The sequence below is a fragment of the Arthrobacter sp. P1_D12 genome (genome assembly GCF_056406175.1).
Window position 1 is genome coordinate 100,294 of record NZ_JBFUAR010000025.1, and the last position, 24,653, is coordinate 124,946.

Sequence of the window (24,653 nt, forward strand, 5' to 3'; positions counted from 1 at the left end):
TCAGTCCTTCTCTCGGGTCAGGTAGCGCTGCACTGCGGAGATCAGCAGGACGAGCACGAAGAACACGAGCGAGATGGCCGAGGCGTAGGAGGTCTCCTGCTGCTTGAAGCCGGAGCGCACCGCCTCGTAGATGATGGTGGTGGTGGAATCGAGGGGCCCGCCCTGGGTCATGACGCTGACCTGGTCGAAGAGCCCGAGCGCCTGGATGGTGATGGTCACCAGGACCAGGGTGCGGGTGTGGGTGAGGCCGGGCCAGGTCACGTAGCGGAACTGGTGCCAGCGGCTGGCCCCGTCGAGTTGGGCGGCCTCGTACAGTTCCCCGGAGATGCTTTGCAGGCCTGCGAGCCAGATGATCATGTGGAATCCTGCGGCCTGCCAGATGGACAGGGCGATGATGGCCGGCATGGCGGTGGCGGGATCGTTGAGCCAGTCCGGGCCGTTGATGAGGCCGAAACTGGCCGCCGACAGCAACTCATTGATCAGGCCGTCCTTGCGGTACATGAACAGCCACAGCAGGGACACCACCACCATGGACGTCACCACGGGAAGGAAGTAGATGGTGCGGAAGAAGTTCACGCCGCGGAACTTCTTGTTGATCAGGAGGGCCATCGCCAGGGCGAGTCCGGACTGGACGGGCACCACCACGACGGCGAAGTAGCTGACGTTCAGCAGCGAGCGCCAGAACACGGGATCCGCGAAGAGCCGCGCGAAGTTGTCCGTGCCGACAAACTCGACGGGCCGCGGGGAAACAAGCCGGGCGTTCGTAAATGCCAGGCCGAAGCCCAGGACCGCCGGGAGGAAGACGAAGGCGAGCAGGAGGACCGCGGCCGGGGCGATCATGCCCCACCCGCTGATCTGTTCGCGCAGGTGGCGCGGCCGGCGGCGCGGTTTGCTGGGCGGTGCGGCCGGGGCCGGATCCGCCAGACGGCGCCCGGGGGAGGGGAGTTGGGTGGTTGTCATGGTTTTCTCCGTCGACAGTCAGGGCCGGAGGTACTTTCGGCGGCGGTTGCGCACCGCCGTCGTACCGTTTGGCAGCCGGCTAGTTCTTGTAGCCGCCGTTGGACTTGATGTTGGCGTCGATGGCCTTGACCGACTTGTCCAGCGCCGTCTTGGGGTCGGCGCCGGCGAGGATGTCCTGAACCGCCTTGCCGTATTCGGTGGCGATGAAGGGATAGGCCGGGGTCTCGGGACGCATCACCGCGTAGTTGCGGGAAAGGTCCATGAAGATCCGGTTCGTGCCGCCCTTGGCATATTCGGGGATCAGTGCGGCGGCTTCGTCGGTGGCCGGGATGGTGCCCGTTGCCTTAGCCACCGCGGCCAGGTTTTCCGGCTTCAGTGAGTAGGAGAGGTAGTCCATGGCTGCCGCGGAGTTGTTGCAGCCGCTGGTCACGCCCCACTGCCAGGAGGCGCCGCCGATCTTGGGGCCGGTCCCGAGGTCCACGGACGGCATGACCACGAGGTCCTTACCTACCGCTGCGCGTGCTTTGTCCGCGGCCCAGGAGCCGGTGTAGAGAAGGCCGCTCTTGTTGTTGAGGAAGTCCTGGGTGGAGTCCTTGCCGCTCTTCTTAGCCATGAAGCCCTGGTCGGCAAGGCCGCGGAACCACTGGGCCCACTCGATGGCCTTGTCGCCATTGAGGACGCCGTCTGCCGACTGGAACCCGTCGCGGTTGATCAGGTCCCCACCGAAGGACTGCAGGAACGGGGAGTAGGCGTAGGGCAGCCATTCGCCGGTTCCGGCGGTACCCATGTCCAGCGGGTATTCCCACTTGCCCAGGGCCTTGAGCTTGGTCAGCGCGTCCTGGAACTCGTCCTTGGTCCACGGCTTCTCGACCGTGGCGACGCGGACACCGGCTGCCTTGAGGTCGGAGGCGCGTGCGAGCATCGCCAGTGCGACGTCATAGGTGCCAACGGCGTAGGTCTCGCCCTCCCATTTGGCCACCGTGCTCGGCAGGTTCTTGGAAACATCCGCGTCGAGTTTCAGGGGTGTCAGATACTTGGCCCAGGCCCAGTTGGGAACATTGGGGCCATCGATGTCAACAATGCAGGGGAGCTTCCCGGCAGCCGCGGCCGAGACCACGGAGTCGTTATAGGAGTCCTGCGGGAACGCCTGGACCTTGATCTTGGCCTTGGCGCCGGCGCTCTTGTTGTAGGAATCGACGATGTTCTCAACCGCCTTGAGTTCTTCGGCGTTGCCCGCGTTGTGGGTCCACATGGTGATCTCGTTGGAGCCCGCGGACGGGGCAGAGGCGCTGCCCTTGCCGCAGGCGCCCAGGGAGCCGACAAGTGCCGCCGCAGCTACACTGGTGGCGAGGATCCGGGTGAATCGCTTGTTCATGATGGTCAATCTTTCTGCTGAATTTGGCGTGGGAGATTGCCCCGGGTCCTTCGGGACGCGGCCGGTGCAACGGCTGCGTCCCTTCTTATTGCGGTCCCCGGGCAGAGGAGCAGTGGAACGGTGTGGTGATGCCGGCTTGGTGCCGGCAATCGGCTAACTTGGCGGCGGGCCGAGCGACCCCCGCTCAATCAGGGGGCAGTCCAGTTGCGTCTGGACTGCGGGTGCGCCCGGATTTTCGATGTCGTCCAGGATTCGGTGGACCGCCCAACTGCCCATTTCGTAGTGGGGAAGGGCGACGGTGGTGAGCCCCGGCCACAGGGCGTCCGCGATGATTTCGAGATTGTCGATCCCCACAATGGACACGTCCTCCGGAATGCGCAGCCCCAATGCGGTGGCCGCCTGGTAGGCGCCCATGGCAACCCTGTCACTGAAGCAGAACAGGGCTGTGGGGCGGTCAGGCTGACCGAGCAGGCCCAGCGCGGCCTCGCGGCCTCCCGCGGGTTCGGGCTGGCCGATCACGAGGTGGCGGGGGTCGTGCTGCAGGCCGTGACGCCGGAGAGCGTTCAGGAAGCCCTCCCTGCGGCCGTGCGTGGCGGGGATGTCGTCGATGTTGTTGAGCATCCCGATCCGGGTGTGGCCCGCTTGGATGATTGCTTCAACGGCCGTCTCGGCGGCGCCCACCTCGTCGGGGATAACCGAGGAAATGGACTTGTCGTCAGTAACAGAATCCAGCAGTACGGTGGGAAGTCCCTCCAGTTCCGCGGGGACCTGCACGCTTTGGTGGTACATCCTGGCGTAGACCACCCCGTCCACCTGGTGCTGGCGCAGCATATTGATTTCACGGTTTTCCAACTCGCTGTCCAGGCCGGAGTTGACCACCATCACCACGTAGCCGCGGTCGTAGGCGGCGTCCTGCGCCCCGCGGATCATGGCCCCGGCAAAGGGGGTGGTGGTGATTTCGTCACTGACCAGGCCAAGGATTTGGGAGCGCTGGTTGCGCAGGCCGCTGGCCATCTTGTTAGGGGCATACCCAAGATCCCTGGCCACGTCCCGGACGAGTTGCTGCGTCGCCGCCTTCACCCGGAAGCTCGTGGCGTCGTTGAGGGCATGCGACACCGTGGTGACGGAGACCCCGGCGGCCTTGGCTACGTCGCGTATTCCCACTCTTGTCATCATTGACTTCCCTTTGCAAAACGTTTTGTATCTGGTGTGAGACACGTTACACAAAACGTTTTGCAGTTGTCAACGGGACGTCCGGTTCCACCGTGATCCCGGTCCGATGGCGAGGCACTTCACGTCACGACACGGGCTCTGTCAGCCGGAAAGGGCCCCGGTTTCGTAGACTCGATGGGTTCGACAATGTCTCCGCTCCAGGGACAAACCGCCACAGGAAGAGCCATCGATGAAGATTATCGTCCTCGTAAAGGAGGTCCCCGACACGTACGGGGACCGAAAACTGAACCTTGAAACCGGCCTCGCCGATCGAGGAGCAAGTGAGGCAGTCATTGATGAGATCGGTGAGCGGGCCCTGGAGTTGGCCCTGACGTACGCAGACGCGAACGAGGGCGCTGAGGTCGCAATCCTTTCCCTCGCCCCGGAGAGTGCGACGGCAACCATCCGCAAGGGGCTTGCGATGGGCGCGGGAAGCGCCACCCACGTCGCTGACGAGGCGCTCCGGGGTGCGGATCTTGGACTTACCGCTGAAACCCTCGCCGCAGCGATCCGTCGCATGGGGTTTGACCTGGTGATCACCGGCAACGTCTCCACTGACGGATCCGGCGGCATGATTCCCGCGATGCTTGCAGAATTGCTTGACGTGCCGCATGCCACCGGCCTCAGCTCCGTCGAGATCAGCGACGGTGCGGTGTCTGGCTCCAGGGCCGTTGACTCCGGCGTGCAGAAGGTCTCAGCGAACCTGCCCGCGGTGATCTCCATTACCGAGGCACTTCCCGAGGCGCGCTTCCCGAACTTCAAAGGCATTATGGCCGCGAAGAAGAAGCCCCTTGAGGTCTTGACCCTCGCGGACCTCGGGGTCACGGCCGACAATCCGGAGGCGGCGCGTTCGATCATGCTGACCGTTGCGGCGAGGCCCCCGCGCGCGGCGGGCGTGAAGATCATCGACGAGGGTGATGCCGGCGAGAAGCTCGCTGAGTTCCTGATCGAAAACCGACTGGCTTAAGGATCAAGGACATGACTGAATTCCCTCGTGACGCAATCCTCGTTGTCGTGGAAGCCCGGGCATCCGGTGAGCTCGAGAAGGCTGCGGCCGGGCTCTTTGGTGCCGCCGCTGCCGTTGGCACGCCGATTGCATTGGTACTTGCCTCGCCCGGCGCCGGAAGCGCCGCCGCCGCGGAGGCCGCGGCCCTTGGTGCCGCGCGCGCACTCATCGCGGAGACTCCGGATCCTTCCGTGCTTGGGGTGCCGGGCGTTGACGCGCTTGCCGCCGCCGTGGAGCAGGTGCAGCCGGACGCGATCCTGATTTCGCATTCCCTGAACGGGCGCGACCTCGCCGGCCGTTACGCTGCCCGTTCGCGTGCGGCGATTTGTGCCGATGCGGTCGGTGTGTCCCGTGACGACGAGGGCGTCGTGGCACACCACTCCGTCTACGGCGGCGCCTACAACGTGACGTCGACGTCCACGTTTGGGGCGCCGGTGATTACGGTCCGCCAGGGCTCCATCGAGGCGCGGGCGGCGGCTCAGCCGCCAGCGTCGGAAAACTTGGCCGTGACGGGCTCCGCGAAGCCGGCCGCGCGGATCGACTCCTTCGAGGAGGCGCCTGCCGCCACCTCGCGGCCGGAGCTGCGTGGTGCCGCGAAGGTTGTCGCCGGCGGCCGCGGCCTCGGCTCGGAAGAACAGTTCGCACTCGTTGGACAGCTCGCCGATACCCTCGGTGCCGCCGTTGGTGCGTCGCGCGCCGCGGTGGATGCCGGCTACGTCCCGACGTCGCATCAGGTCGGCCAGACCGGGGTTTCCGTGTCACCTCAGCTGTATGTCGCGCTGGGCATTTCCGGCGCGATCCAGCACCGGGCCGGCATGCAGACCGCGAAGATGATCGTCGCCATCAACAAGGACGGGGACGCGCCGATCTTCGAGGTCGCGGACTACGGTGTGGTCGGCGACGTCTTCAAGGTTGTTCCCCAGCTCATTAGCGCACTTGAGGCCCGGAAGAAGTAGCGATGGCAACTCTGTCTCGGTCCATCCGGCGGGGCCTGCCGCGCGTCGAAGGTGGCGAACCTTGGCCTCCAGCAGGCCAGGCGCCCGGCCGCATTGCCACGGCAGAAGTGGCAGAAGCGGCCGATCTGTCGGCGTCTGTTTCCGGGGTGGAATCGGCCGCGGCCGCCGCGCCCTCCGCCCCGGCTGCTGTCCAGGAAACGGCACCGGGTGCGGCGCTGTCCGCGCCGGTCCCGACGGTGATTCCGGCCGCCGCGGTGGCGCGGCAGCTTCGCCGCGGCCTGCCGCGCGTGCCGGGCGGCGAACCTTGGCCGCCGGCGGGAGGGGCTCCGGTACCGGTGGCGGCTCTGTCCGGGGCTCCGGCCACCGGTGCCGCGACGGCATCTGCCGTAGATGCGGCCGTAGATGCTGCCGCGGCTGCTGATGAGAAAGCAGCAGTGCCGACGGCGGCGGCGCCTGCAGCTGCTCCGGCAGCCGCGTCCGCCACACGGACGACGGGAACCACCTCGCTGCGTCGCGGGCTTCCCCGTGCCCCCGGTGGCGAGCCGTGGCCGCCGCCTGGGCTTGCTCCGGCGGTCGCTGCCGCCCCCGCGGTGCAGGCACATCCCGAACGCGTTGCCGACGCTGTCCCTGCCCCGGGTACCAGCGTGGTGAAGGCCGACGCCGAGGCACCAAGGGAACCCGCGGCCACCACCGCCCCGGCGCCCGAAGCGCAGCCCGCCGTCACCGCCCCGGCACCCGCGGCACGGCCCGCCGCCGTCGAAAAGCCCGTGAAGCCCAAGGCCGAGGCAAGGCTCTACGGCTCACGTAGCCTGGGCCAGTGGATCAAGCTCGTCGTGCTCTTCGCCGTCGGCGGAGTGGCCGCCGCAGCGATTCTTGTGCTCGCCGCGCGCGGCGTGACGACGCTGCCGGGCGTGCCCGAGTTCCTCGAGAGATACCCCGGCGCGTATGACCTGCCCGATACGGTGGAGCCCGGCTTCCCGTGGTGGGCGCAGTGGGCGCACTTCCTGAACATCTTCCTGATGGTGCTCATCATTCGCTCCGGCTATCAGGTGCGTACGCAGCAGAAGCCGCCGGCGTACTGGACGCCGAAGCGCGGTGGCAAGAAGATCAGCATCAACCTGTGGCTGCACCAGTCGCTCGACATTTTGTGGCTGGCCAACGGGCTCATCTTTGTGGTGCTGCTGTTTGCCTCTGGCCGCTGGATGAGGATCGTGCCGAGCAGTTGGGAGGCCGTCCCGAACGCGCTCTCCGCGCTCCTGCAGTACATGACACTGGACTGGCCCGTTGAGACCGGCTGGGTGAACTACAACAGCCTGCAGCAGATCATGTACTTCGTGGTGGTTTTCATCGCGGCCCCGGTCGCGGCGATCACGGGTGCGCGTATGAGCGAGTTCTGGCCGAAGAACGCGAAAACGCTGAACAAGGTCTACCCGGTGGAGGTTGCGCGCGCGGTGCACTTCCCGACCATGCTGTTTTTCGTGCTGTTCATTCTCATTCACGTGTTCCTCGTGTTCGCGACCGGTGCGCTGCGCAACCTGAACCACATGTTCGGCGGCACCGACGTGGTGAACTGGGCCGGGTTCTGGCTCTTCGCGGCCGCCATCGCCATCACGGCGGCCGGATGGTACGCCGCCCGCCCGCTGGTGCTCGCGCCCATCGCGAAGCTGTTCGGCCAGGTGAGCAGCCGCTAGGCCGGAATTCCCGCGTTCAGCGGCGCAGCAGGTAATCGGCCACGCCGTCCGGGTTTGCCAGGGCGAGGAGATGGCCGCCGGGCAGGACGTCGGGCTCTATGCCGAGGCGTTCGCGGGCGAGCCGTTGTTGGAAGGCCAGGGGGAAGAAGCGGTCTCCCTTTCCGGTCAGGACGCGGGTCGGGATACCGGGCCAGGCCGTGAAGTTGCAGACTGATTCGAACACCGCCTCTGCTTCGGGGCGTTGGTGCGGTTCCCCTTCCGCGGCGACTTCCGGCGGAACGTCGTGCAGGAAATAGGTGTCCGTGTCGAACTCAGTGCTGTACCCGTGGGCCTGGGCCGCGCTTTGCTGCGCCGCAGCCCAGCCGGTGTTGTCCCACCATGCGCCGGGGGTCTCGCCCGGTACGGGGATCATCGCATTCACGAGGACAAGCCCGGCGACGGGGGCTTTTTCGCACACGAGCGGGGCGGTGAATCCACCCAGCGACTGCGCAACGAGCACCACGTCCTGGCGTCCACCGACGGCTTCGAGCACCCGGCGCGCGTACTCGGGCAGTCCGGCGCTTTCATCGTCGCCGGGCAGATCGACAGCGACGGCTTCGTGGCCGGCCCTCTGCAGCAGCGGAACGACGCGGCTCCAGTACCAGGCCGCGCCGCCCGCTCCGGGGATCAGGACGAATCTGCTCACCGCCGCACCGGCCAAACGACGACGGCGGGACCCCGGGGCCGGACCGGCAGGCGGCGGCCGTTGGGCCGGCTTCGTTTCGATGCGGATCTCATCTCCCCATTGTCACCCCGCCCGCGTCGCCTCCGGCACCCGCAGCACCCCAACAGCCGCCACCAGGTACGGCTCCGGATCCGGGTCCGTCCCGGCGGCCCACTGCATCCAGGCCTCGAACGTCGCGCCGATCAGCGCGGCACACAGATACCCGGCGACATCCCCGGAGACGCCCGCGGACACCAGGTACACCCGGGTCCGCTCGCGCTGCGGCGCCAGGGACTCGTAGCTCCGGCTGGCCAGTTCGGGGTGTTCGGCGATCAGCCGCAGCCGGCCGCGCGTGACCGCCAGGTCCGGCAAGACGGCAACCCCGGCGACCGCCGCGTCGCGCAGCCCCGCCAGGATGTCGCCGCCGGGACCTTCAGCGCGGGCGGAGTCCAGGACCCGCCCCGAGGCCTCGACCACCGGGTCCATGCCGCCCCAGACGAGCTCGGCCTTGCTGGAGAAGTACCGGTACAGGCTCTTGCGCCCGATTCCGGCCGCGCGGGCGATGTCCTCCATGGAGGTCTGCTCGTAGCCGCGCTCGGCGAACAGCCGCAGCGCGATGGCGGCCACGGCGTCGGGATCAATCGTCACAGGACGCCCGGCGGCACGCGGGACGGCGGTGGTCACAGCATCCGAAGGCATCCCACCAGTATTCACCCTTACATAATGACACAGAGTGTCATAAGCTGGGCCGCATCACCGTCAGCAACGTCTGGAAGGACATCATGGGCAACGAAGCTACATGGCAGGAAGCCACCACCACCGGCCGGTTCGCCGGCAGGACCGTCATCGTCACCGGCGCCGCCTCCGGCATCGGCCAGGCCACCGCGCTGCGCATCGCCAAGGAAGGCGGCCGCGTCATCGCCGCCGACATCAGCAAGGAACGCCTGGACGATCTGGTGGCCGAGAACGCCGGGCTGGACCTGGTCCCGGTGGCCGGCGACATCTCCACCGAGGAGACCGTGGCCGCCGTCGTCGCTGCCGCCGGCGGACGCATCGACGCGCTGGCTAACGTTGCCGGGATCATGGACAACTTCGCCCCGATCCACGAGGTGGACGACGACACTTGGGACCGCGTCTTCCGGATCAACGTCACCGCCCTCATGCGCCTGACCCGCGCGGTGGTGCAGCTGATGCTGGACGCCGGCACCGGCTCCGTGGTCAACGTCGCCTCCGAGGCCGGCCTGCGCGGGTCCGCCGCCGGGGCCGCCTACACCGCGTCCAAGCACGCCGTCGTCGGCCTGACCAAAAACTCGGCCGTGATGTACGGGCCCAGGGGCCTGCGCTTCAACGCCGTGGCCCCCGGCCCCACCATCACCAACATCGTGGCCAACTGGGGATCGCAGCTCGCGGCCGAACGCCTCGGCCCGCTGATGCAGGCCACCGTCCCCACGCCCGCCACCGCCGCGCAACTCGCCGCCTCCATCACCTTCCTGCTCAGCGACGACGGCACCAACATCAACGGCGCCATCCTCGCCTCCGACGGCGGCTGGTCGGCCCTGTAAAGCACCTCACCAAAACGCAGGCGGACGACGGCGGGAGCTCCGCCGTCGGCGTTCGTGGTGGCGGCGGCCGGGAGGGCCTGTTTCTATGGTGCCGACCGCCGTAGGCTATGGGCATCCACCACATCGAGGAGGCACTCATGCGCACGGCAACACCCAAGAACCAGGCTGACCAGATCCGCCATCTTTCAGAGAATCTCATCTCTCAGCTCACCGAGGGGAGGGAGTGGGCCACTCCCGGAGTCGAGGCGGCATTGAAAAGAGTGGTGGCCGGGCTCGATGCCGGGATTGAATCGGCGTCTCCGAGGATCCAGACCGGACTACGGCGGCTCGCTGACGACCTCGCCGGTGGAGTGGAAACTCTTGCTCCCCGTGTTCAAGAGGGCCTGAAGCGGGTTGCACCGAGTGTTGTCACGGCACCCGCCCGGGCTAAGTCGCGGCGGACGGCGTCCGGGAAGGCCTGGGTGATTGCCGGAGTGGCGGCGGTTGCGGTGACCGCGGGAGTCGCGGCCTGGCTCTATCTTCGCCGTGCGGATAACGAGCCGGTACCGACTGTGGATGCGCAGCGAACCAGGGGCGTGGACCCCGACCTGCGCGCCGCCTCCACAGAGGATCAGACCTGAGGGACCCTCAGACACCAGGGAGCCCTCTGCGTCCGACGCGGACAGGCCCGTCAATCCTCAGGCGCTGCCAAATACCTATGGCGCTCTTCCCCCGCCGGCCTAGCTCATGTGCTGTGGGTTCAGCAGGGAGGAGCGGACGACGGCGGGAAGTCCCGCCGTCGTCGCTGGGATGGCCGCATTGCCGCAACTGCGCCGCCTGCCACCAGGACTACGACGCCGACGCCCATGTACAGCATGGACGCTGTCCAGTGCGCGTCGAGCAGGGCTCCGGTGATGAGCGGAGCGACGATGGCACCAACGCGGCCTATCCCGATGGCCCAGCCCACGCCGGTGCTCCGGACGGAAGCGCCATAGAGCGCCGGGGTAATTGTGTACATGCCCGCGATGCAGCCGTTGATGAGCATGCCGACAACGCCGCCCGCGACGAAGGCGAGGACCAGCATACCCGCGGTGGAAATGAACATCACCATGGTGGCCGCCGACAGGACGGCGAAGATGACCATCACCTTCCGGCTGTTCCAGCGGATGGTCAGCAGTCCATAGAGCAACGACCCGAAGGTGCCGCCTAACGTCAGCATCAGCCCGCCGACGACTCCCTGGCTTTCGGTCATGCCGGCCGTGACGAGGAGCCGCGGGGTCCAGCTGTTCACGAAGTAGAAACCGAACATGGTGGCAAAGAAGGCAAGCCAGACGAGCCAGGTGGAGCGGCGGTTGCCGGCTGTGAACAGTTCGGAGACCTTGTTCCTGCGATCATTCTTGGCCGCCACTGCCGGCAGTTCGGTGACGGCGGGCTGTCCGATCTTGCGCGCGATCCTGTTCAGGCGGTCCAAGACATTGCGGGGACGCCGGTTAGCGAGGAAGTCCACAGACTCGGGCAGAAGGACAGCGAGCAGTACGAAGACGGCGGCAGTGCAGATGCCGCCGAATAGAAACACAGAACGCCAGCCGAAGCTGGCCTGCAGAGTCACCGCCGCTGCGCCGCCGAGCGTTGCCCCGATGCCATATCCCGCGGTGTAGATGCTGATGGCCAGCCCGCGCCAGCGCTTGGAGGAGTACTCGCTGGCGATGACATTTGTGCAGGCGAGTATCCCGCCGATACCGAGGCCCGTGACCACGCGCCAAATCCCGAGTTCCACGGCAGAGTGCGCTACGGAGGCCAGCAGCATCCCGGCAGTTGCGAGACCGACCGAAATCAGGACCATGGGCCGGCGCCCGATGACATCGGCAAAGGGCGCGAGGCCCAGCGAGCCGATGGCCATCCCGACCAGTCCGGCGCTTAGCAGGATACCCAGTTCGGCGCCGCTAAGGCCGAAGTCCCGGGTCACGCTGTTGGCGGTGAAGGCCATGGCCAGCACATCGAAGCCATCGAGGGCGTTGAGGACGATGCACAGGCCCACGATCAGCCATTGATACAGAGACATACGGGACGCGTCGATGCGTTCTTGAAGTTGCATGGGACTACTTTCTAGAGGCCACGGACGGTCCGGGCAGATGCTGAAACTGAGGTGCAGAAGATCTGGTGGCTCTTCTGGAGGCGGAGGCCGGGCCTCGTCGTTGAAGGCTGGCAGTCGGGAAACTATCTATACTGATAGGTAAATGTGGCGCGGGACACAGCATAACTATGAACGTAGTTAGTTGACAAGGGGTTTAATGGAGGCGGCGCCCGGCCCTGCCGCAAGGCATCGGCAGCAGGGCGCCCTGACGGAGAGGATCGGTGGCGGGTGAGTTTGCGTTATGCCCTGCTTGCGCTGCTGACGTCTCAGCCCCTCACGGGCTATGACGTTTTCAAGCACTTTGAACAATCCGTCGGCTACGTCTGGCACGCACCGGACTCGCAGATCTATCCCGAACTCCGGCGAATGGAAAAGGATGGCCTGCTGAGCGGAGTGGAAGAGCCCTGGGGCAAAAAAGGCAAAAAGAAGCGCTATCACATCACTCCGGAAGGGGTCGAGGCTTTCCGGGCATGGATGAATACCACCCTGGACTACGCCCGGGAGCGTGACCCGATCCATCTTAAGGCGGCCTACCTTGAATGGGCCGACCCCGAAGCCGCGCGAGCGCAGATGCGCGCCCATATTGCCTATCACTCCTCCCGCGCGCAGCAGTGGCAGAACATGGTTGCCGCCTTGGAAGACCGGAGCAACCCCACGCTTGCGCGCCGCCTCGAGGCCGCGCCTGAGGAGGACCGGGCCAAGATTGCCGGCTACAAAATCTTCACCTATGAAGGCATGATCGAACGCGCCAAAGCGGAGATCGAGTGGGCTAGGCGCGGCCTGGAACTGATCGACAAGCTCGAGTCTTGAGTGCCGAAAGGCCCGGATGCCCGACTGGGTGTCCGGGCCTTTTGTCGTCCCCTTCTGCGGTTTCGCTTACGGGGGCAGCTGGGGGGCCTTGCCACTACCTATCAACATAGTTATGCTGTGATCCAAGCCACTACCTATGAGCATAGGTATACCGTGAGAGGAAGGATCGATCATGACCGCGCTGATGCAGTCCATGAGCTCTACAACGAACAAAGTGCTTGGTTATCCGCTTAACGCCTGGTATGTCGCCGCGTGGGACCACGAGGTAACCCGCAAGCCGATGTCGCGCCGGATTGCGGACCGCCCGCTCGCCCTGTACCGCACCGAGGACGGCAAGGCAGTGGCGCTGGCGGACGCCTGCTGGCACCGCCTGGCCCCGCTGTCCATGGGCAGGACCCTCGGCAAGGACCAAATCCAGTGCCCGTACCACGGGATTATCTACAACTCCGCCGGCCGCTGTGTCTCCATGCCCGCCCAGGAAACCATTAATCCCAGCGCCACCGTACCGTCTTTCCCCGTGATCGAGCGCTACCGCTATGTGTGGGTGTGGCTGGGGGATGCCACCCTCGCGGATCCGGCCCTTATCCCGGACATGCACCAAATGAGCTCGGATGATTGGGCCGGTGATGGCGAGACCATTTTGGCACCGTGCAACTACCAGCTCGTTCTGGACAACCTGATGGACCTCACCCATGAGGAATTCGTCCACTCTTCCTCGATCGGCCAGGACGAGCTGAGTGAGTCCGATTTCGTCGTGACCCATGACGACAACACCGTCACGGTATCGCGCTGGATGCTCGACATCGAGGCTCCGCCGTTCTGGCTTAAAAACATGCGGGACAAGTTCCCGGGTTTCGAAGGGCGGGTTGACCGCTGGCAGATCATCACCTTCCAGTCGCCCTCGACCATCAACATCGACGTCGGAGTAGCCAAGGCGGGCACTGGCGCCCCCGAAGGCGACCGCAGCCAGGGCGTCAACGGCTTCGTGATGAACACGATTTCGCCGGAAAGCGCCAAAACATGCCACTACTTCTGGGCCTTCATGCGCAACTACCGGCTGGAAAGCCAGCTGATCACCACCCAGCTGCGCAACGGCGTACACGGCGTGTTCGGCGAGGACGAAGAAATGCTGGCGGCCCAGCAGAATGCTATTGACGCCAACCCGGACTACGAGTTCTACAACCTCAACATCGACGCCGGCGGCATGTGGGTGCGACGGCTGATAGAGCGACAACTCGCCGCCGAAGGCCGACTGATCCCCACCGTCTGACCCGATCGCCCGATCCCAGGAAGTTAGAAGAAGACATGGCTGCAACGAACATCGAAGTCTGGCAGATCGGCACTGTGGTCGAGGCGGAGGACATTACCGCAAAGACCCGGCGCCTGGTCCTGGAACAGTCCAGGCCCATGAAAGCCGAGCCGGGCTCGCACATTGACGTGATGGTCTCGATCAACGGCGAGCAGCACAGGCGCTCCTACTCCATCGTCGATTCGAGCGGGGACGGCCGACGTGTGGCGATCAGCGTCTTCAGGGCCCCTCAATCCCGGGGCGGCTCCCACTTCATGCAGGCCCTAGAGCCAGGTGACCGGCTGGAGATCACGCAGCCGCTGCAGAATTTCCCTCTGCGGATCGGCGCTCCGCGCTACGTCCTGCTGGCCGGCGGGATCGGCATCACCGCCATGATCAACATGGCCCGGGTGCTCCGAAACATCAAGGCCGACTACACCTTCGTGTACGCCGGCCGCAGCCGCCCCGCCATGGCCTACCTGGCGCAATTGGAGCAGCTGCATGGCGACGCGCTGCGAGTCCACGTGGACGATGAAGGCACCGCCCTCAACGTAGATGAGCTGCTGGCCACGATTGAGCCGGACACCGAGCTGTACATGTGCGGACCCATCCGGCTCATGGACGCCGTCAAACGGGGCTGGGATGCCCGGGCGCTCAACGTGACAAACCTCCGCTACGAGACCTTTGGCAACAGCGGCTGGTTCGACCCCGAGGAGTTCGTGGTGCGCGTGCCCCGGCTGGGCGTCGAGGCCACCGTCCCTGCCGGAAAGTCCATGCTGGAAGCGCTCGAGGACGCCGGCGTCGACATGATGTTCGACTGCCGCAAGGGCGAATGTGGGCTGTGTGAAGTGCGTTTGCTCGGCCTGCGGGGCTCCATCGACCACCGCGATGTCTTCTATAGCGAACGTCAGCAGCATTCCGCAGCCAAGATGTGCTGCTGCGTCTCCCGGGCCGTCAGCTTAGAATCCGGCACACGTGCAGACTCGGAAACCTCCTGTGCCATCGTCACAATCGACGTTTGAGTGCCCACAACTCCGCCGCTCGGGGTGGACCTGGAGTCCGCTGGCGAACCTGGACCACTCCCCGCTTTTACTCTTCGACGGCCCCGCCCGTTGACACTCCGCTCAGGGTGTCAATGTAATCGAGCGTTTTGGGACTGACATGCCGCACGGCCCCAAGGGCCTCCCGGAGAACGGCTCTGCGGGCGTCGTCGCCAAGTGCTCCTCGGAGTTCGACTACCGTCTCGATGCCCTGGCTCTCGAACACGCGCGTCATGTCCTCAACCTGGGCGAGGCGGCCGGGGGACGGCCAGCTGATAACTTCGGAAAGCGTCCCGGTATCGAGGCGCCGCCGGAATCCACTGGTCGTGGCGGCATCAGGCCATGCCCCGACCAGAGCGACAACGCGCGGCCTGACGGTCGCGTGGTAGTTCTGTCGCCGCTGCAGGGTCGCATCGACAATGATGGCCCCGATGTGGTCCCAACCACGGTTGACTTCGATCGAGTCGTCTGTGCCGTGAGAGTCCAATTGCGCCGGGAGGTTGGCAGCATCATTATCGATAGTCATAGATGAATACTCCCATGCGACAGCAGTGGGCGTGCGGCTGCTGCAGCCCAGTTCGGAGCGAAACCGGGGTCGTACCGTCCGGTGCCGTGCCGAAGCTCAGGCCTCCGACGAATGCGCCTAATCGAAACGCACGGCGTTCCACTCAAGGATTCGCGGGACGGCGAGCCCCTCGACGGTGAAAGGATCACCGGCGATAAAGCGCTCGGCATCCTCGCGTGAGGAGAAGATCCCCATCGATCCGCCGGCAGGGTCAATCGTTTGGAACGGGAAGTGAGGTTTGGTCTCACGGCGTGCACCAGCCTCTCGGCCAGACGCCCTATGGAATGCGGCTGCCGTCCGACTGCTGGTTATGTGCGTCCGCCGGCAGGATTCGTCCGGGTGACTGACGTCTGATGGAAGCTGAAATTCGATCCTCCATTGCTCGAACGCCGCCGACCGCCGTGGGCCCCATCTGCTGCCTTGCACGGTTCACCGCGTCACGGACTTCGCGACGCACTACCCGTTCATTCTGGCTCGACGACTTTTCTCGCGTTTCCGTGGCCAAATCGAGCAGAGCCTGCGGAGCGTAGTGATTGACGCTCATGTCCGTGAGCAGGGGTAGCTGCACTCTCAGATCCTGTTCGATGGCGGTTCGGAGCGGGCCCAAGCGAAGCAATTGTGTGAGGAAATCCGGACTCAACACCGGCGACGCAGGGGCTTGCGGGCCAAGGCGCTCCCGTAGGTGGTCCTTCATCTTCATTGCTGTTCTGTCGAACGTCAGCCACCATGCAAGGTAGCCCATGGGTGATGGTCCAATCGTTCTCCGATACTCGATGACGCCGACTGAGTTTTCGACGTCGTGGGCAACCAGGCGAGACCGCGTCCCTTGCTCGGCTCCGTAATCACCTCGTTGACGCCTTCTCTCGTGAGTCTCATTCCATAGTTCCTGAACTGCACCCCGGAGTTCGGTCGATGCGGCATTCGAGTACTCAAGAAGACTCTTGGTCTCGATAGAGAATTCGTCGGCAAGGTAGTCGCTGACGTCCTGCAACGGCTGTTCTCGTCCACAGATGTTCCGTTGCCAGTCCAGGAATTCAGTCTCTGGTCGGCCCGAGAGCACGAAGGCCGAATAAAGGAAGGGCACCCTTCCTGACCAAGTCGACGTTCTGTTGTGACCATAAGCAACCGCCAGGTTGAGGTGTCTTTCAACTTCTTCAACGACTCCGTCAGTTACATATAGAAGCAACCCTGCGTCTACCGCTGCGCGCATCAGAATCGTAAAGTGGCGCTCTTCCGGATCGTCTACCAGGCTCTCTCCGATAAGGGGCAGGATCGCGGTGGTGTCCATCCATATGTCGCCTTCACTGAAGACGTTGAGCACGACTTTCTGGACGTCCGGGGTTTGTTTTAGGAATGCGAAAAGCGTGTATGCGTCGGCTAGTCGCCGAAGATGCGACTGTGTTTGCGGCGAAGGCTGTTCCAGTACGTGCATTATGGCCACGGCCGCGGCATCAGAACTGAGTTCATGGATGCCACCATTTGCTGTAATTCGGTCCGCTATGCCTACAGGGCTGAGTTGGAACGGTGCTCCTGTCTCCACGGCTTCGGCAAAAGACTCACCTCGTTCCAGGAGTGTTTCTTCCAACACTGTTCGCAGTTGCCGGGAAATCTCCGTCAACTGTGCTTCGCTCAGTGCCTTCGGTGCTTCGACGGCTCGAACCGCCGCAATGAGTTTCGCATCGAGGGCAGCTTCATCAAGAAGGAATTTGGCTGTCTGATCATTTATCCTCTTGGCCTCCTCAAAACTGAGATGGTACGTGTCCTCGGCCCCGGACGCTGATTTGTGTTGTTTGATGGGGCCCTTCCGAGACAGGCGGTTCAATGCGCTCAGGGTCAGAGCATCGACCTGCCCTCGCTTCCCCACGGGCATGCGGAGGGCGACGCCATCTTTGATTTCGCTCAGGCTGAGCCTGTTGTATGTGTTCGAATCGTGAAGCGCCGCCAAGACCAATGACTCGAAGCAGCTCTTGGTAAGACTCTGATCGGTTGCCTGATCTTCGCCGTCGAGAGCCAAGTGCAGCACCGCGACCTTGCTCTCATCGGCGGTCAAGGTCGATATTCTTTCGAGGACCCCTCGTTTGGACAGGAGCGGATCCACAAATCGCTGAGCCAGCTCTTCACTGGCCACTCGTCGTTGCGGATAGGACTTCTCGCGGTCCACAAACCACGACCGGTCCCGGATGTCTACGGTTATATTCCGATCACGTCGAGACTCTTCCCTGAGTTCATCGGCAGCCGGACCAATCACCTGGTTAGTCAGATAGATCATGGTGCTGACCGAAGGAAAATTCTTCTTGAGGGTGTCCAGCGTGCTCGTAATTTTCGACTTCCAACTCACTGTGACAGAGTACTGAAATGCAACTTTTGGCACCCCGTCAATCGTGAATATTTCGGCGTCTCTACCCTTGTCTCCGTTCGGAGCTGCCATCGTCCGCAGAGCTGGATATTCGACGGCTAAGAACTCCGACGCGAACGATTCGAATATCTCCCAGTCTCCAGGGCCAATCCGTTCTAGGGCGAGAGACAATCGCGGGTTCGGCATGACCGAATCATAACCACCACAAACCGTCCTTGAACATCGCCCCAAAGCTCGATAGCCGATTGATTTTCGGGGGAGCGGCGGCCCGGTTCCGGTGCTTTGCCTCGCGACCGGCCGCCACATTGATGGGTCCGGGTGGGCCCGGACGCAGTCACGCACCGTCGAGACGATCGAGGCAGGCCGGACACGGCGGACCGACGATCGAGGAGCTCCGCGAAGGGACAGTAGCTCATGCAATTCACACTCCCGGTTGGCTGCTTTGGTTAAAACTTCCGCGCGGAATCACGTGTAAACAGCCCGTTGACTTTCGCGTCTCCTGCGAGGACCATGACGAGTGGAAGTCAATGATGGGGGGGATAACTCAAAGTTCTGACCGGCCGTAAATATGCATGTGTGCCGATTATTCCCGCGCCAAATTTCAGGTTGCCGCGGAATATCACTTACGCTGAAGCTCATGCTTCCGCGTCTGTTAGACAGCTCCGAATCTGGGGATCAACGGAGAGAAAATGATTAGCAATTCCTTCAAGCCGGTTGCAGACGCGCCCGGTGTTTTTACATCTGAACCTCTAGCGTTCGGCCAGAGCGATCGAATTCGTGCAATGGTGCACGGTCGGGCAGCACTTTTAACAGCTGAATGCGATGCAGAACGCAAGACGCCAGATCTCGTGGTCTCAAGGACAGCGAGCCCTGGGTTTGAGGCAGCTGCGTTCAGTCTGTCGGGTATATGGGACGCGGCTAAGGACCTCACCGGTCGCGCTTGGGACGCAATTAGCGATGTTCTGACTAACGAGGGCGGCAGCGGCGGTGGCGGTGGCGGTGGCGGCGGTGCTCGCATAATAGCGAGCACGGACGAAGCCGAAATCGTCACAACCACTCGAGCGCCGGCACTGTAGGTAAACGAGACCAAACGCAGCGGACGACGGCGGGAGTCCCGCCGTCGTCCGCTTTGTGCGAAGGTGCCGCTGACCCGCCGGGCGGCTACTTGGGGCGGGCGGCCAGGGCGGATGCCAGGCCGTGGCCGCACCCTGCCCTCAGCCGCTGGCTCCCGCCCTTCGCGCGAGCTTATCGCCATCCGGTTCGACCATCTAAGTCGCCGTCCTCGTAGAACTCAGACCGACGCTCCTTCCCATCCGGGCGCAAACAAGGAATGATCTTATTGATCAGTAGACTTACTAATTTGGTTGCGACTGAAGGAGTGAATATGAGGGCACTTACCTGGCAGGGAAAGCGGTCGGTCAGCGTGGAGATGGTTCCGGATCCGGTCATTGAGAAGGGGACGGACGCCATCGTCAGGATCACCTCATCGGCCATATGCGGCTCGGACCTCCACCTGTACGAGGTCCTTGGCCCCTATATGAAGGCCGGCGACATCCTGGGGCACGAACCCATGGGCGTCGTTGAGGAGGTCGGCTCCGAGGTCAGGAACCTCAAGCCGGGCGACAGGGTGGTCATCCCCTTCAACATCTCCTGCGGCCATTGCTGGATGTGCAAACAGGGGCTGCAGTCCCAGTGTGAAACCACCCAGGTCCATGCCCACAACAGCGGGGCGAGCCTGTTCGGGTTCTCCGAGCTCTACGGTTCGGTCCCCGGTGGGCAGGCGGAATACCTGCGCGTGCCCCACGCCGACTACGGGCCGATAAAGGTCGGGCACGAACTGCCTGATGAGCGGTATCTCTACCTCTCCGATATTCTTCCCACCGCCTGGCAGGGAGTGAAATACGCCGACGTCCCCGCCGGCGGCACACTGGCCGTCTTTGGTCTCGGCCCGGTGGGGCAGTTCGCCAGCCGCGTCGGTCGACACCTGGGTCAGCGCGTCATCGCCATCGAGCCGGTTCCGGAACGCCGCCGCATGGCCGAGCGGCACGGGGTGGAAACGATCGATTTCACAAAGGACGTCAGCGACCAGCTTCGCGATATGACGGATGGAAGGGGCCCCGACGCGGTCGTCGACGCCGTCGGCATGGAAGCGCACAATTCGCCCGTCGGCGCCTTTGCGCAGAATGCGGTGGGGCTCTTGCCGGATGCCTTGGCAAAGAAGGCCATGGAGACTGCGGGTGTAGACCGCATGACGGTCCTCCATGCAGCGATCGACTCCGTGCGCCGGGGAGGCACCGTTTCGCTAAGCGGGGTGTACGGGGGTACAGCGAGCCCCATGCCCCTGCTGAGCATGTTCGACAAGCAGATCCAACTCCGGATGGGCCAGTGCAACGTCCGCCGGTGGACGGACGAGCTGCTCCCGCTCGTGGAAGATTCCGCAGACCCGCTCGGCGTCATGGACCTGAAGACTCACGAGGTCGACCTCGACGGTGCCGCGGCCGCCTACGAGATCTTCCAGAAAAAGGAAGACGGCTGCATCAAGGTGGTCCTGAAGCCGTAGCGAAGATGTCCCCGCTCCGGGAGATCTCCTCAGGTCTTCCGTGCCGGACCCAAGCGCTGCTGGGCTCCCCATTCGACGGGAACGGGAGCCCAGCTAGGCGACCTCGGTGAAGAGGAATCCCGCCGTCGTCCGCTTGTGTGTGAAACGGCCGCTATTCGCCGGCGGGTTGGAATAACTCGACAACGTTCCCGGACGGGTCCTCCAGCAGGATCTGCTGTCCGCCTGGGCCCTTGACAATGTCGTTCCGGAACGTGACGCCTGCGCCGCGCAACCGCTCCACTTCGGCCGCGATATCGCCCACGATGAGGTGAATGCGGTTCCACCCTCCCGGCACGGGCACCGTGCCGTCCGGCATGGGACGGCCTGCTGAGCTGGCCGGCCCGCTCAGGAGGAGCCGCAACCGGCCGCGGGTGACGTCGGCGAACGCCGGCGCGGCGCTCATCCTGACGGTGAATCCGAGATGCGTTGTATAGAAGTCGACCGCGGCATCGACGTCGGCCACCATGTACCGAACGCTCACCAGCTCCGTAAGGTCGTTGGGCATTTCCAGCTCCTTTCCGAATTCGTTTGGTTAGTGCTCGATGTAGATAGATCACACTGTCGATCTGTTTCGCACCCAGCGCAAGCCCACGACGGCGGGAGGTTCGCTACGCCCGGGAGGCGCCGGGGCCGGACTCCAGCAGCCCGCCGCCGGCCCAGCGCCTGAGCGCGAGCTTTTCGGCGTCGTCGAACTCCATGAGGGCCAGCCGGCACAGCTCTTCCACGTTTCGGGTCCACGCGGCAGCGAGTTCCCGCGCTGAAATCTCCCCTGCGAGGGAGCCGCCGACGTACACCACGCCCTGGATCACGAAGTTGACGGCAGAGCGGGACACCGGCTGCCCGGCCGCCACGCAGTCGTCCCGAACGGAGCGTGCCAATTCGCTGCGGTTGCCCGAATGGTCGCGCAGCTTCGCCGCCAGGGACAGGAAGACCTGTCTGAACTGTTCTGCCGACAGCGCCGGAACGTCCGTGACCCGGGTGACCTGCTCCTCGATCGCGGGCCGGGCGTCTGAGGCCAGCGAGGAGGGCTCCGGGGAAAACCGCTTCGCGTCCCACACCCAGCCGGGCGACGGCGTGGACGAGTATTGGACGCCCTGGCCGATCTGGGCGATCCAGGCCCCGAACTTGCCGTGGCCGCCCCAATCTGTCTTCAGCGACGGGTCCGCGGTCAGGGCCCGGTGCGCCGCGACCGCTCCCGTGACCGGACCCGGCGCGGCCTGCACCAGGGCGCGGACCTCGTCGGCGGCCGACGTCGCGGACCCGGGCGTGCCCGGGACGGTGCGGAGCGGGGCGCCAAGTCCGGCGGACGGGACCATGCGGGGGATGCCGGCCGCTGTCCCGTTGAGGATTGCCACGAAATCGTGGGACTCCACCACGCTGTCGGCCATCTCCCGGTACGCGAACGCCACAGCGCCGGCAGCGATGACGGTGGTCATCCGGTCGGCCGCCCGGAACCGCTGGACCAGCGAGGTGAAGTCGGCGTCCGCAGACGCGACGAAGAACTCCTCAATGTGGGCCGCGCCGGCCAGGGCATCCATTGCGTCCAACACCAGGTTGATATCGGTGCTGGACTTGCCCCGCTGGGTCAGGGAGGGGCAGTCGATCACGCGGAAGCCCGCGCGGGTCCAGTACGGCCGGTACTTGGAGTAGATCACCGGATTGAGATAGCAGTTACGGATCAGGAAGCGCCGGGATTCTTCGCCCGCGCCGCCGGCGGCCAGCGCCTCCGTCCAGTGCTTGGGGTCCTCGGCGAATCTCTTCGCGGCCGCCGGGTCCAAGGCCATCAGGCCCGTATAGACGTTGTCGAAGTCCACGAACATCGCGGCACGGATGCCAGGCCGCCGGGACTGGGGGAGGAGATCACTCATCGGCTCAGTGTGCCAGCAGGAGGGCAGCAGGTGCCAGAGGGTGCCGCTCAGCCCGGCAGTGACTGCCCGCTGGACGCTGACTCCCACCTGTATTCAATCCAAACCGAAAAGTCGTGGACGCGTTCGAACATTGAGCACGGCCCGGCGCCGTCGGCAGCTATCCACAGTATTTGATCGTCAGATGTCACGCCGTCGACCCTTCCTGTTCGTACGGGTCTGTCTCCGAGGCGTATTTCGACAATTTCCCCGTCCAAGGGCGCCCAAATCGCTTGCCGGTGGACCCTATTTTTCACTGCGCAGCGCGGGAACCTCCGGGAAGCACGCCAGCGCCGTTTCATGGGCGGCCCGCAGCGCGTCCTGAACGGGGAGTGCGCGATGTTCCTCGGACAGGATTTCCACGCCCCAGGGACCGTTGAAGCCGATGGATTTCAGTGTCTGGATGAACCCTGAGACATCCTGGTCTCCCTGTCCGCAGAGGCGGCGATTGTCGCGGGTGTCTTCGAAAAGGGAACCTCTGATCGCCGTATCCGCGTCATTGAGTTCCACTCCGAAAATCTGATGGGCCTCGAGGCTGCCGGACAACGCGTCCAAGGAGGTTCCGGCGCGGAAGACATGCCAATAGTCGACGACCAGCCCGCAACCGGGCATGTCGACGTTTCGCATGAGATCCGCCGCAGCCGGCACCGATCCGACCATCGAAAATGGCATCGGTTCCAGAGCGATGCGCGTCCCCCGAAGCGCGGCTTCAGCGCTCAGGCGGCGGAGGGGTTCCACCAGGAAATCGAGCTCCTCCAGGGGTTCGCCGATAGTCGTTCCCACTTTTATGAAGCGCGCACCGAGTGTCTCGGCGGCTTCCAGAAGGAGGTCGAACTGGGGCCGCCACCGATGCGCGAGGCTCTCGTCCCACCAGTCGCTGAGGAGCTCAACTTCCACATGGCGGAGGCCGGCGTCGTCGATGAGGCTCCGCAGGGCCGGAAAGCCCAAGGCTGAGCGCGCGGCGGCGAGGTCGTCATGGGCGAGCCCGAAGCCTGACCACCCGGTGGAGGCGATGGCTTCGAGACGGTCGGCGATGGGCACTGGGCTGGTCTCGGGGATCTGCAGCGGCGCCACGGCGCCGGCGCTGGTCCAACACGATGCGACAAGTTCCAGAGCATGGGGCTTGGTCATTCTTCTCCTTTGAAGCAAATCCGGGCTGCCGCCGGGAGCGGTCAGTGCGATGTAAGAATGAAACCACACATTGTTGGAACGTTCCATTGACATTCAGAATATTCCCGATCTATGGTTGGAACGTTCCATCGTGAGAGGTGGATCACCATCGTTCACAAACCGGCGGCCTCCGTTTTCCTCCATGCCACGGCATGACACAGAAGCGTTCCGAGGGCCGAAAAGGCGCGAATCAAAGGAGATTTCACGTGGCAAAGTTCACTTGGCGGAGGGGCGTTACAGCACTCGCCGTCGTTCCGCTTCTGGCGTTGGCGGCATGTTCGAGCAGCGGCGGCAAGCCGGCAGATTCAGGCGCTACGGCCGGCGGGGGCCAGGCCGTGGATACCCCGCGCATCAAGGTCGCGATGATCACGCACGCCGCGGCGGGTGACACGTTCTGGGACATCGTTCGCAAGGGCGCGGAAACCGCCGCGAAGAAGGACAACGTGGACCTTCTGTACAGCGGTGACGCTGAAGGCGGACGCCAGGCTCAGCTCGTGCAGCAGGCCATTGACCAGAAGGTCGACGGCATCCTCGTTACGCTCGCCAAGCCCGAAGCGCTCAAGGACGTGGTGAAGAAGGCGGTGGACGCGGGGATTCCTGTGGTCAGCTTCAACGCCGGCGAAGATCAGTCAAAGGCCATGGGGGCAATTACCCACTTTGGCCAGAGCGACAAGCTCGCCGGCGTTACCGTCGGACAGCGGCTCGCGTCCGAGGGCATCAAGCACCCGATCTGCGTCATCATGGAGCAGGGCCACGTGGGCCTCGAGAACCGCTGCGCCGGAGTCAAGGAGCAGGTACCAGGATCGGAGATCCTCAACGTCAACGGCGCCGATATGACATCAGTTTCCTCCACGGTCAGCGCGAAGCTCCAGTCCACCCCGGATGCCGATGCCATTGTCGGCCTCGGTGCCCCCTTCACGCTGACGATTGTCAAAGCTGTCAAGGAGTCCGGAAGCAAGGTCAAGGTTGCCTCTTTTGACCTCAACGGTGAGCTGGCAAAGGCCATCGAAGACGGAACTGTGGAATTCACCGTGGACCAGCAGCCCTACCTGCAGGGCTACGGTGCTGTGGACTCGGTCTGGCTGAACAAGGTAGGCGGCTTCAAGGTAGGCGGGGGACAGCAGGTCTATACCGGTCCTGCCGTCGTGGACGAGTCCAATGCGGCTGATGTCCTGAAGTTCGCCGAGCAGGGTATCCGCTAACAGCCCGCTGGCCGGGCCGGTTCGCGCCGGCCCGGCGGCTAGGAGACTTATCATGACCATCACCCAGACCAAGACAAAGTCGCCGGCGCCCGATGAGCGCGTCGCCAAGCGCAGTCCGTTCCAGAAGTTGCTCGGACGTCC

At 64.4% G+C, this 24,653-nt stretch carries 21 protein-coding genes; 10 read left to right on the forward strand and 11 right to left on the reverse strand.

Annotation, left to right across the window (positions count from 1 at the left end; genetic code table 11):
• The 3 genes from AC1DZV_RS17785 to AC1DZV_RS17795 all read right to left on the reverse strand — a co-directional run bounded on the left by AC1DZV_RS17785 (window position 1) and on the right by AC1DZV_RS17795 (window position 3,508).
• Window positions 1–960: a carbohydrate ABC transporter permease gene (locus tag AC1DZV_RS17785; protein ID WP_476954270.1), complete on the reverse strand. Its 960-nt coding sequence runs from the start codon at window positions 958–960 to the stop codon at window positions 1–3.
• A gap of 79 nt (window positions 961–1,039) precedes the next feature.
• Entirely contained in the window at window positions 1,040–2,335 is a 1,296-nt protein-coding gene (locus AC1DZV_RS17790; RefSeq protein ID WP_476954271.1) for a sugar ABC transporter substrate-binding protein, read from the reverse strand.
• Window positions 2,336–2,488: 153 nt separating this feature from the next.
• On the reverse strand, window positions 2,489–3,508 hold the full coding sequence (locus tag AC1DZV_RS17795) for a LacI family DNA-binding transcriptional regulator (protein ID WP_476954285.1): 1,020 nt from the start codon (window positions 3,506–3,508) through the stop codon (window positions 2,489–2,491).
• Window positions 3,509–3,737: 229 nt separating this feature from the next.
• On the opposite strand from AC1DZV_RS17795, the gene AC1DZV_RS17800 reads away from it, so the two are divergent.
• Genes AC1DZV_RS17800 through AC1DZV_RS17810 form a run of 3 tightly spaced genes read left to right on the forward strand, consistent with a single transcriptional unit; the run spans window position 3,738 to window position 7,200 of the window.
• Window positions 3,738–4,514 carry an electron transfer flavoprotein subunit beta/FixA family protein gene (locus tag AC1DZV_RS17800; RefSeq protein WP_476954272.1) on the forward strand — a complete coding sequence of 259 codons (777 nt, stop codon included), beginning with the start codon at window positions 3,738–3,740 and terminating at the stop codon, window positions 4,512–4,514.
• A gap of 11 nt (window positions 4,515–4,525) precedes the next feature.
• A complete protein-coding gene (locus tag AC1DZV_RS17805; protein WP_476954273.1) occupies window positions 4,526–5,509 on the forward strand; it encodes an electron transfer flavoprotein subunit alpha/FixB family protein in 984 nt (327 codons plus the stop codon).
• 2 nt (window positions 5,510–5,511) lie between these two features.
• A complete protein-coding gene (locus AC1DZV_RS17810; protein ID WP_476954274.1) occupies window positions 5,512–7,200 on the forward strand; it encodes a cytochrome b/b6 domain-containing protein in 1,689 nt (562 codons plus the stop codon).
• Window positions 7,201–7,216: 16 nt separating this feature from the next.
• On the opposite strand, the gene AC1DZV_RS17815 is transcribed toward AC1DZV_RS17810, so the two are convergent.
• On the reverse strand, window positions 7,217–7,885 hold the full coding sequence (locus AC1DZV_RS17815) for an alpha/beta fold hydrolase (RefSeq protein ID WP_476954275.1): 669 nt from the start codon (window positions 7,883–7,885) through the stop codon (window positions 7,217–7,219).
• 102 nt (window positions 7,886–7,987) lie between these two features.
• On the reverse strand, window positions 7,988–8,602 hold the full coding sequence (locus AC1DZV_RS17820) for a TetR family transcriptional regulator (RefSeq protein ID WP_476954276.1): 615 nt from the start codon (window positions 8,600–8,602) through the stop codon (window positions 7,988–7,990).
• Between the two features lie 83 nt (window positions 8,603–8,685).
• Between AC1DZV_RS17820 and AC1DZV_RS17825 the strand changes: the two genes are divergently transcribed.
• Complete coding sequence (locus AC1DZV_RS17825) at window positions 8,686–9,465, forward strand: SDR family NAD(P)-dependent oxidoreductase (RefSeq protein ID WP_476954277.1); 780 nt, start codon at window positions 8,686–8,688, stop codon at window positions 9,463–9,465.
• Between the two features lie 137 nt (window positions 9,466–9,602).
• Complete coding sequence (locus AC1DZV_RS17830; protein WP_476954278.1) at window positions 9,603–10,085, forward strand: hypothetical protein; 483 nt, start codon at window positions 9,603–9,605, stop codon at window positions 10,083–10,085.
• A 119-nt stretch (window positions 10,086–10,204) separates the two neighbouring features.
• Here the strand turns inward: AC1DZV_RS17830 and AC1DZV_RS17835 are convergent, their stop codons facing one another.
• Entirely contained in the window at window positions 10,205–11,539 is a 1,335-nt protein-coding gene (locus tag AC1DZV_RS17835; protein WP_476954279.1) for an MFS transporter, read from the reverse strand.
• A gap of 267 nt (window positions 11,540–11,806) precedes the next feature.
• Here AC1DZV_RS17835 and AC1DZV_RS17840 point away from each other — a divergent pair, with 267 nt between their 5' ends.
• From AC1DZV_RS17840 to AC1DZV_RS17850, 3 genes are all read left to right on the forward strand, one after another.
• Window positions 11,807–12,388 carry a PadR family transcriptional regulator gene (locus AC1DZV_RS17840; protein WP_459385646.1) on the forward strand — a complete coding sequence of 194 codons (582 nt, stop codon included), beginning with the start codon at window positions 11,807–11,809 and terminating at the stop codon, window positions 12,386–12,388.
• Between the two features lie 172 nt (window positions 12,389–12,560).
• Complete coding sequence (locus tag AC1DZV_RS17845; protein ID WP_476954280.1) at window positions 12,561–13,658, forward strand: aromatic ring-hydroxylating oxygenase subunit alpha; 1,098 nt, start codon at window positions 12,561–12,563, stop codon at window positions 13,656–13,658.
• Window positions 13,659–13,693: 35 nt separating this feature from the next.
• Window positions 13,694–14,698: a PDR/VanB family oxidoreductase gene (locus AC1DZV_RS17850; RefSeq protein WP_476951347.1), complete on the forward strand. Its 1,005-nt coding sequence runs from the start codon at window positions 13,694–13,696 to the stop codon at window positions 14,696–14,698.
• Window positions 14,699–14,765: 67 nt separating this feature from the next.
• Here the strand turns inward: AC1DZV_RS17850 and AC1DZV_RS17855 are convergent, their stop codons facing one another.
• Together AC1DZV_RS17855 and AC1DZV_RS17860 are read right to left on the reverse strand one after the other, a co-directional pair.
• Window positions 14,766–15,242, reverse strand: coding sequence for a hypothetical protein (locus AC1DZV_RS17855; RefSeq protein ID WP_476951346.1), 477 nt, complete (start codon window positions 15,240–15,242; stop codon window positions 14,766–14,768).
• A 316-nt stretch (window positions 15,243–15,558) separates the two neighbouring features.
• Window positions 15,559–17,619, reverse strand: coding sequence for a hypothetical protein (locus tag AC1DZV_RS17860; RefSeq protein WP_476954281.1), 2,061 nt, complete (start codon window positions 17,617–17,619; stop codon window positions 15,559–15,561).
• A gap of 1,402 nt (window positions 17,620–19,021) precedes the next feature.
• On the opposite strand from AC1DZV_RS17860, the gene AC1DZV_RS17865 reads away from it, so the two are divergent.
• Window positions 19,022–20,197, forward strand: a complete 1,176-nt coding sequence (locus tag AC1DZV_RS17865; protein ID WP_230010888.1) for a zinc-dependent alcohol dehydrogenase — start codon at window positions 19,022–19,024, stop codon at window positions 20,195–20,197.
• A 151-nt stretch (window positions 20,198–20,348) separates the two neighbouring features.
• Here AC1DZV_RS17865 and AC1DZV_RS17870 read toward each other — a convergent pair whose 3' ends face one another.
• From AC1DZV_RS17870 to AC1DZV_RS17880, 3 genes are all read right to left on the reverse strand, one after another.
• Window positions 20,349–20,741: a VOC family protein gene (locus tag AC1DZV_RS17870; protein ID WP_243181647.1), complete on the reverse strand. Its 393-nt coding sequence runs from the start codon at window positions 20,739–20,741 to the stop codon at window positions 20,349–20,351.
• Between the two features lie 103 nt (window positions 20,742–20,844).
• Window positions 20,845–22,104 carry an NYN domain-containing protein gene (locus AC1DZV_RS17875; protein WP_476954282.1) on the reverse strand — a complete coding sequence of 420 codons (1,260 nt, stop codon included), beginning with the start codon at window positions 22,102–22,104 and terminating at the stop codon, window positions 20,845–20,847.
• Between the two features lie 282 nt (window positions 22,105–22,386).
• Window positions 22,387–23,271, reverse strand: a complete 885-nt coding sequence (locus AC1DZV_RS17880) for a sugar phosphate isomerase/epimerase family protein (protein WP_476951343.1) — start codon at window positions 23,269–23,271, stop codon at window positions 22,387–22,389.
• 245 nt (window positions 23,272–23,516) lie between these two features.
• Between AC1DZV_RS17880 and AC1DZV_RS17885 the strand changes: the two genes are divergently transcribed.
• Window positions 23,517–24,512 (forward strand): substrate-binding domain-containing protein, encoded by a 996-nt coding sequence (locus AC1DZV_RS17885; protein WP_476954283.1) that lies wholly within the window; start codon window positions 23,517–23,519, stop codon window positions 24,510–24,512.
• Window positions 24,513–24,653 lie beyond the last annotated feature (141 nt).

Bases quoted from the DNA above. Each gene is read 5' to 3' on its own strand.
- AC1DZV_RS17785 (WP_476954270.1), bottom strand. From the start codon at position 960: ATGACAACCACCCAACTCCCCTCCCCCGGGCGCCGTCTGGCGGATCCG.
- AC1DZV_RS17810 (WP_476954274.1), top strand. From the start codon at position 5,512: ATGGCAACTCTGTCTCGGTCCATCCGGCGGGGCCTGCCGCGCGTCGAA.
- AC1DZV_RS17845 (WP_476954280.1), top strand. From the start codon at position 12,561: ATGACCGCGCTGATGCAGTCCATGAGCTCTACAACGAACAAAGTGCTT.
- AC1DZV_RS17800 (WP_476954272.1), top strand. From the start codon at position 3,738: ATGAAGATTATCGTCCTCGTAAAGGAGGTCCCCGACACGTACGGGGAC.
- AC1DZV_RS17850 (WP_476951347.1), top strand. From the start codon at position 13,694: ATGGCTGCAACGAACATCGAAGTCTGGCAGATCGGCACTGTGGTCGAG.
- AC1DZV_RS17790 (WP_476954271.1), bottom strand. From the start codon at position 2,335: ATGAACAAGCGATTCACCCGGATCCTCGCCACCAGTGTAGCTGCGGCG.
- AC1DZV_RS17830 (WP_476954278.1), top strand. From the start codon at position 9,603: ATGCGCACGGCAACACCCAAGAACCAGGCTGACCAGATCCGCCATCTT.
- AC1DZV_RS17855 (WP_476951346.1), bottom strand. From the start codon at position 15,242: ATGACTATCGATAATGATGCTGCCAACCTCCCGGCGCAATTGGACTCT.
- AC1DZV_RS17835 (WP_476954279.1), bottom strand. From the start codon at position 11,539: ATGCAACTTCAAGAACGCATCGACGCGTCCCGTATGTCTCTGTATCAA.
- AC1DZV_RS17865 (WP_230010888.1), top strand. From the start codon at position 19,022: ATGAGGGCACTTACCTGGCAGGGAAAGCGGTCGGTCAGCGTGGAGATG.
- AC1DZV_RS17870 (WP_243181647.1), bottom strand. From the start codon at position 20,741: ATGCCCAACGACCTTACGGAGCTGGTGAGCGTTCGGTACATGGTGGCC.
- AC1DZV_RS17795 (WP_476954285.1), bottom strand. From the start codon at position 3,508: ATGACAAGAGTGGGAATACGCGACGTAGCCAAGGCCGCCGGGGTCTCC.
- AC1DZV_RS17880 (WP_476951343.1), bottom strand. From the start codon at position 23,271: ATGACCAAGCCCCATGCTCTGGAACTTGTCGCATCGTGTTGGACCAGC.
- AC1DZV_RS17805 (WP_476954273.1), top strand. From the start codon at position 4,526: ATGACTGAATTCCCTCGTGACGCAATCCTCGTTGTCGTGGAAGCCCGG.
- AC1DZV_RS17820 (WP_476954276.1), bottom strand. From the start codon at position 8,602: ATGCCTTCGGATGCTGTGACCACCGCCGTCCCGCGTGCCGCCGGGCGT.
- AC1DZV_RS17825 (WP_476954277.1), top strand. From the start codon at position 8,686: ATGGGCAACGAAGCTACATGGCAGGAAGCCACCACCACCGGCCGGTTC.
- AC1DZV_RS17875 (WP_476954282.1), bottom strand. From the start codon at position 22,104: ATGAGTGATCTCCTCCCCCAGTCCCGGCGGCCTGGCATCCGTGCCGCG.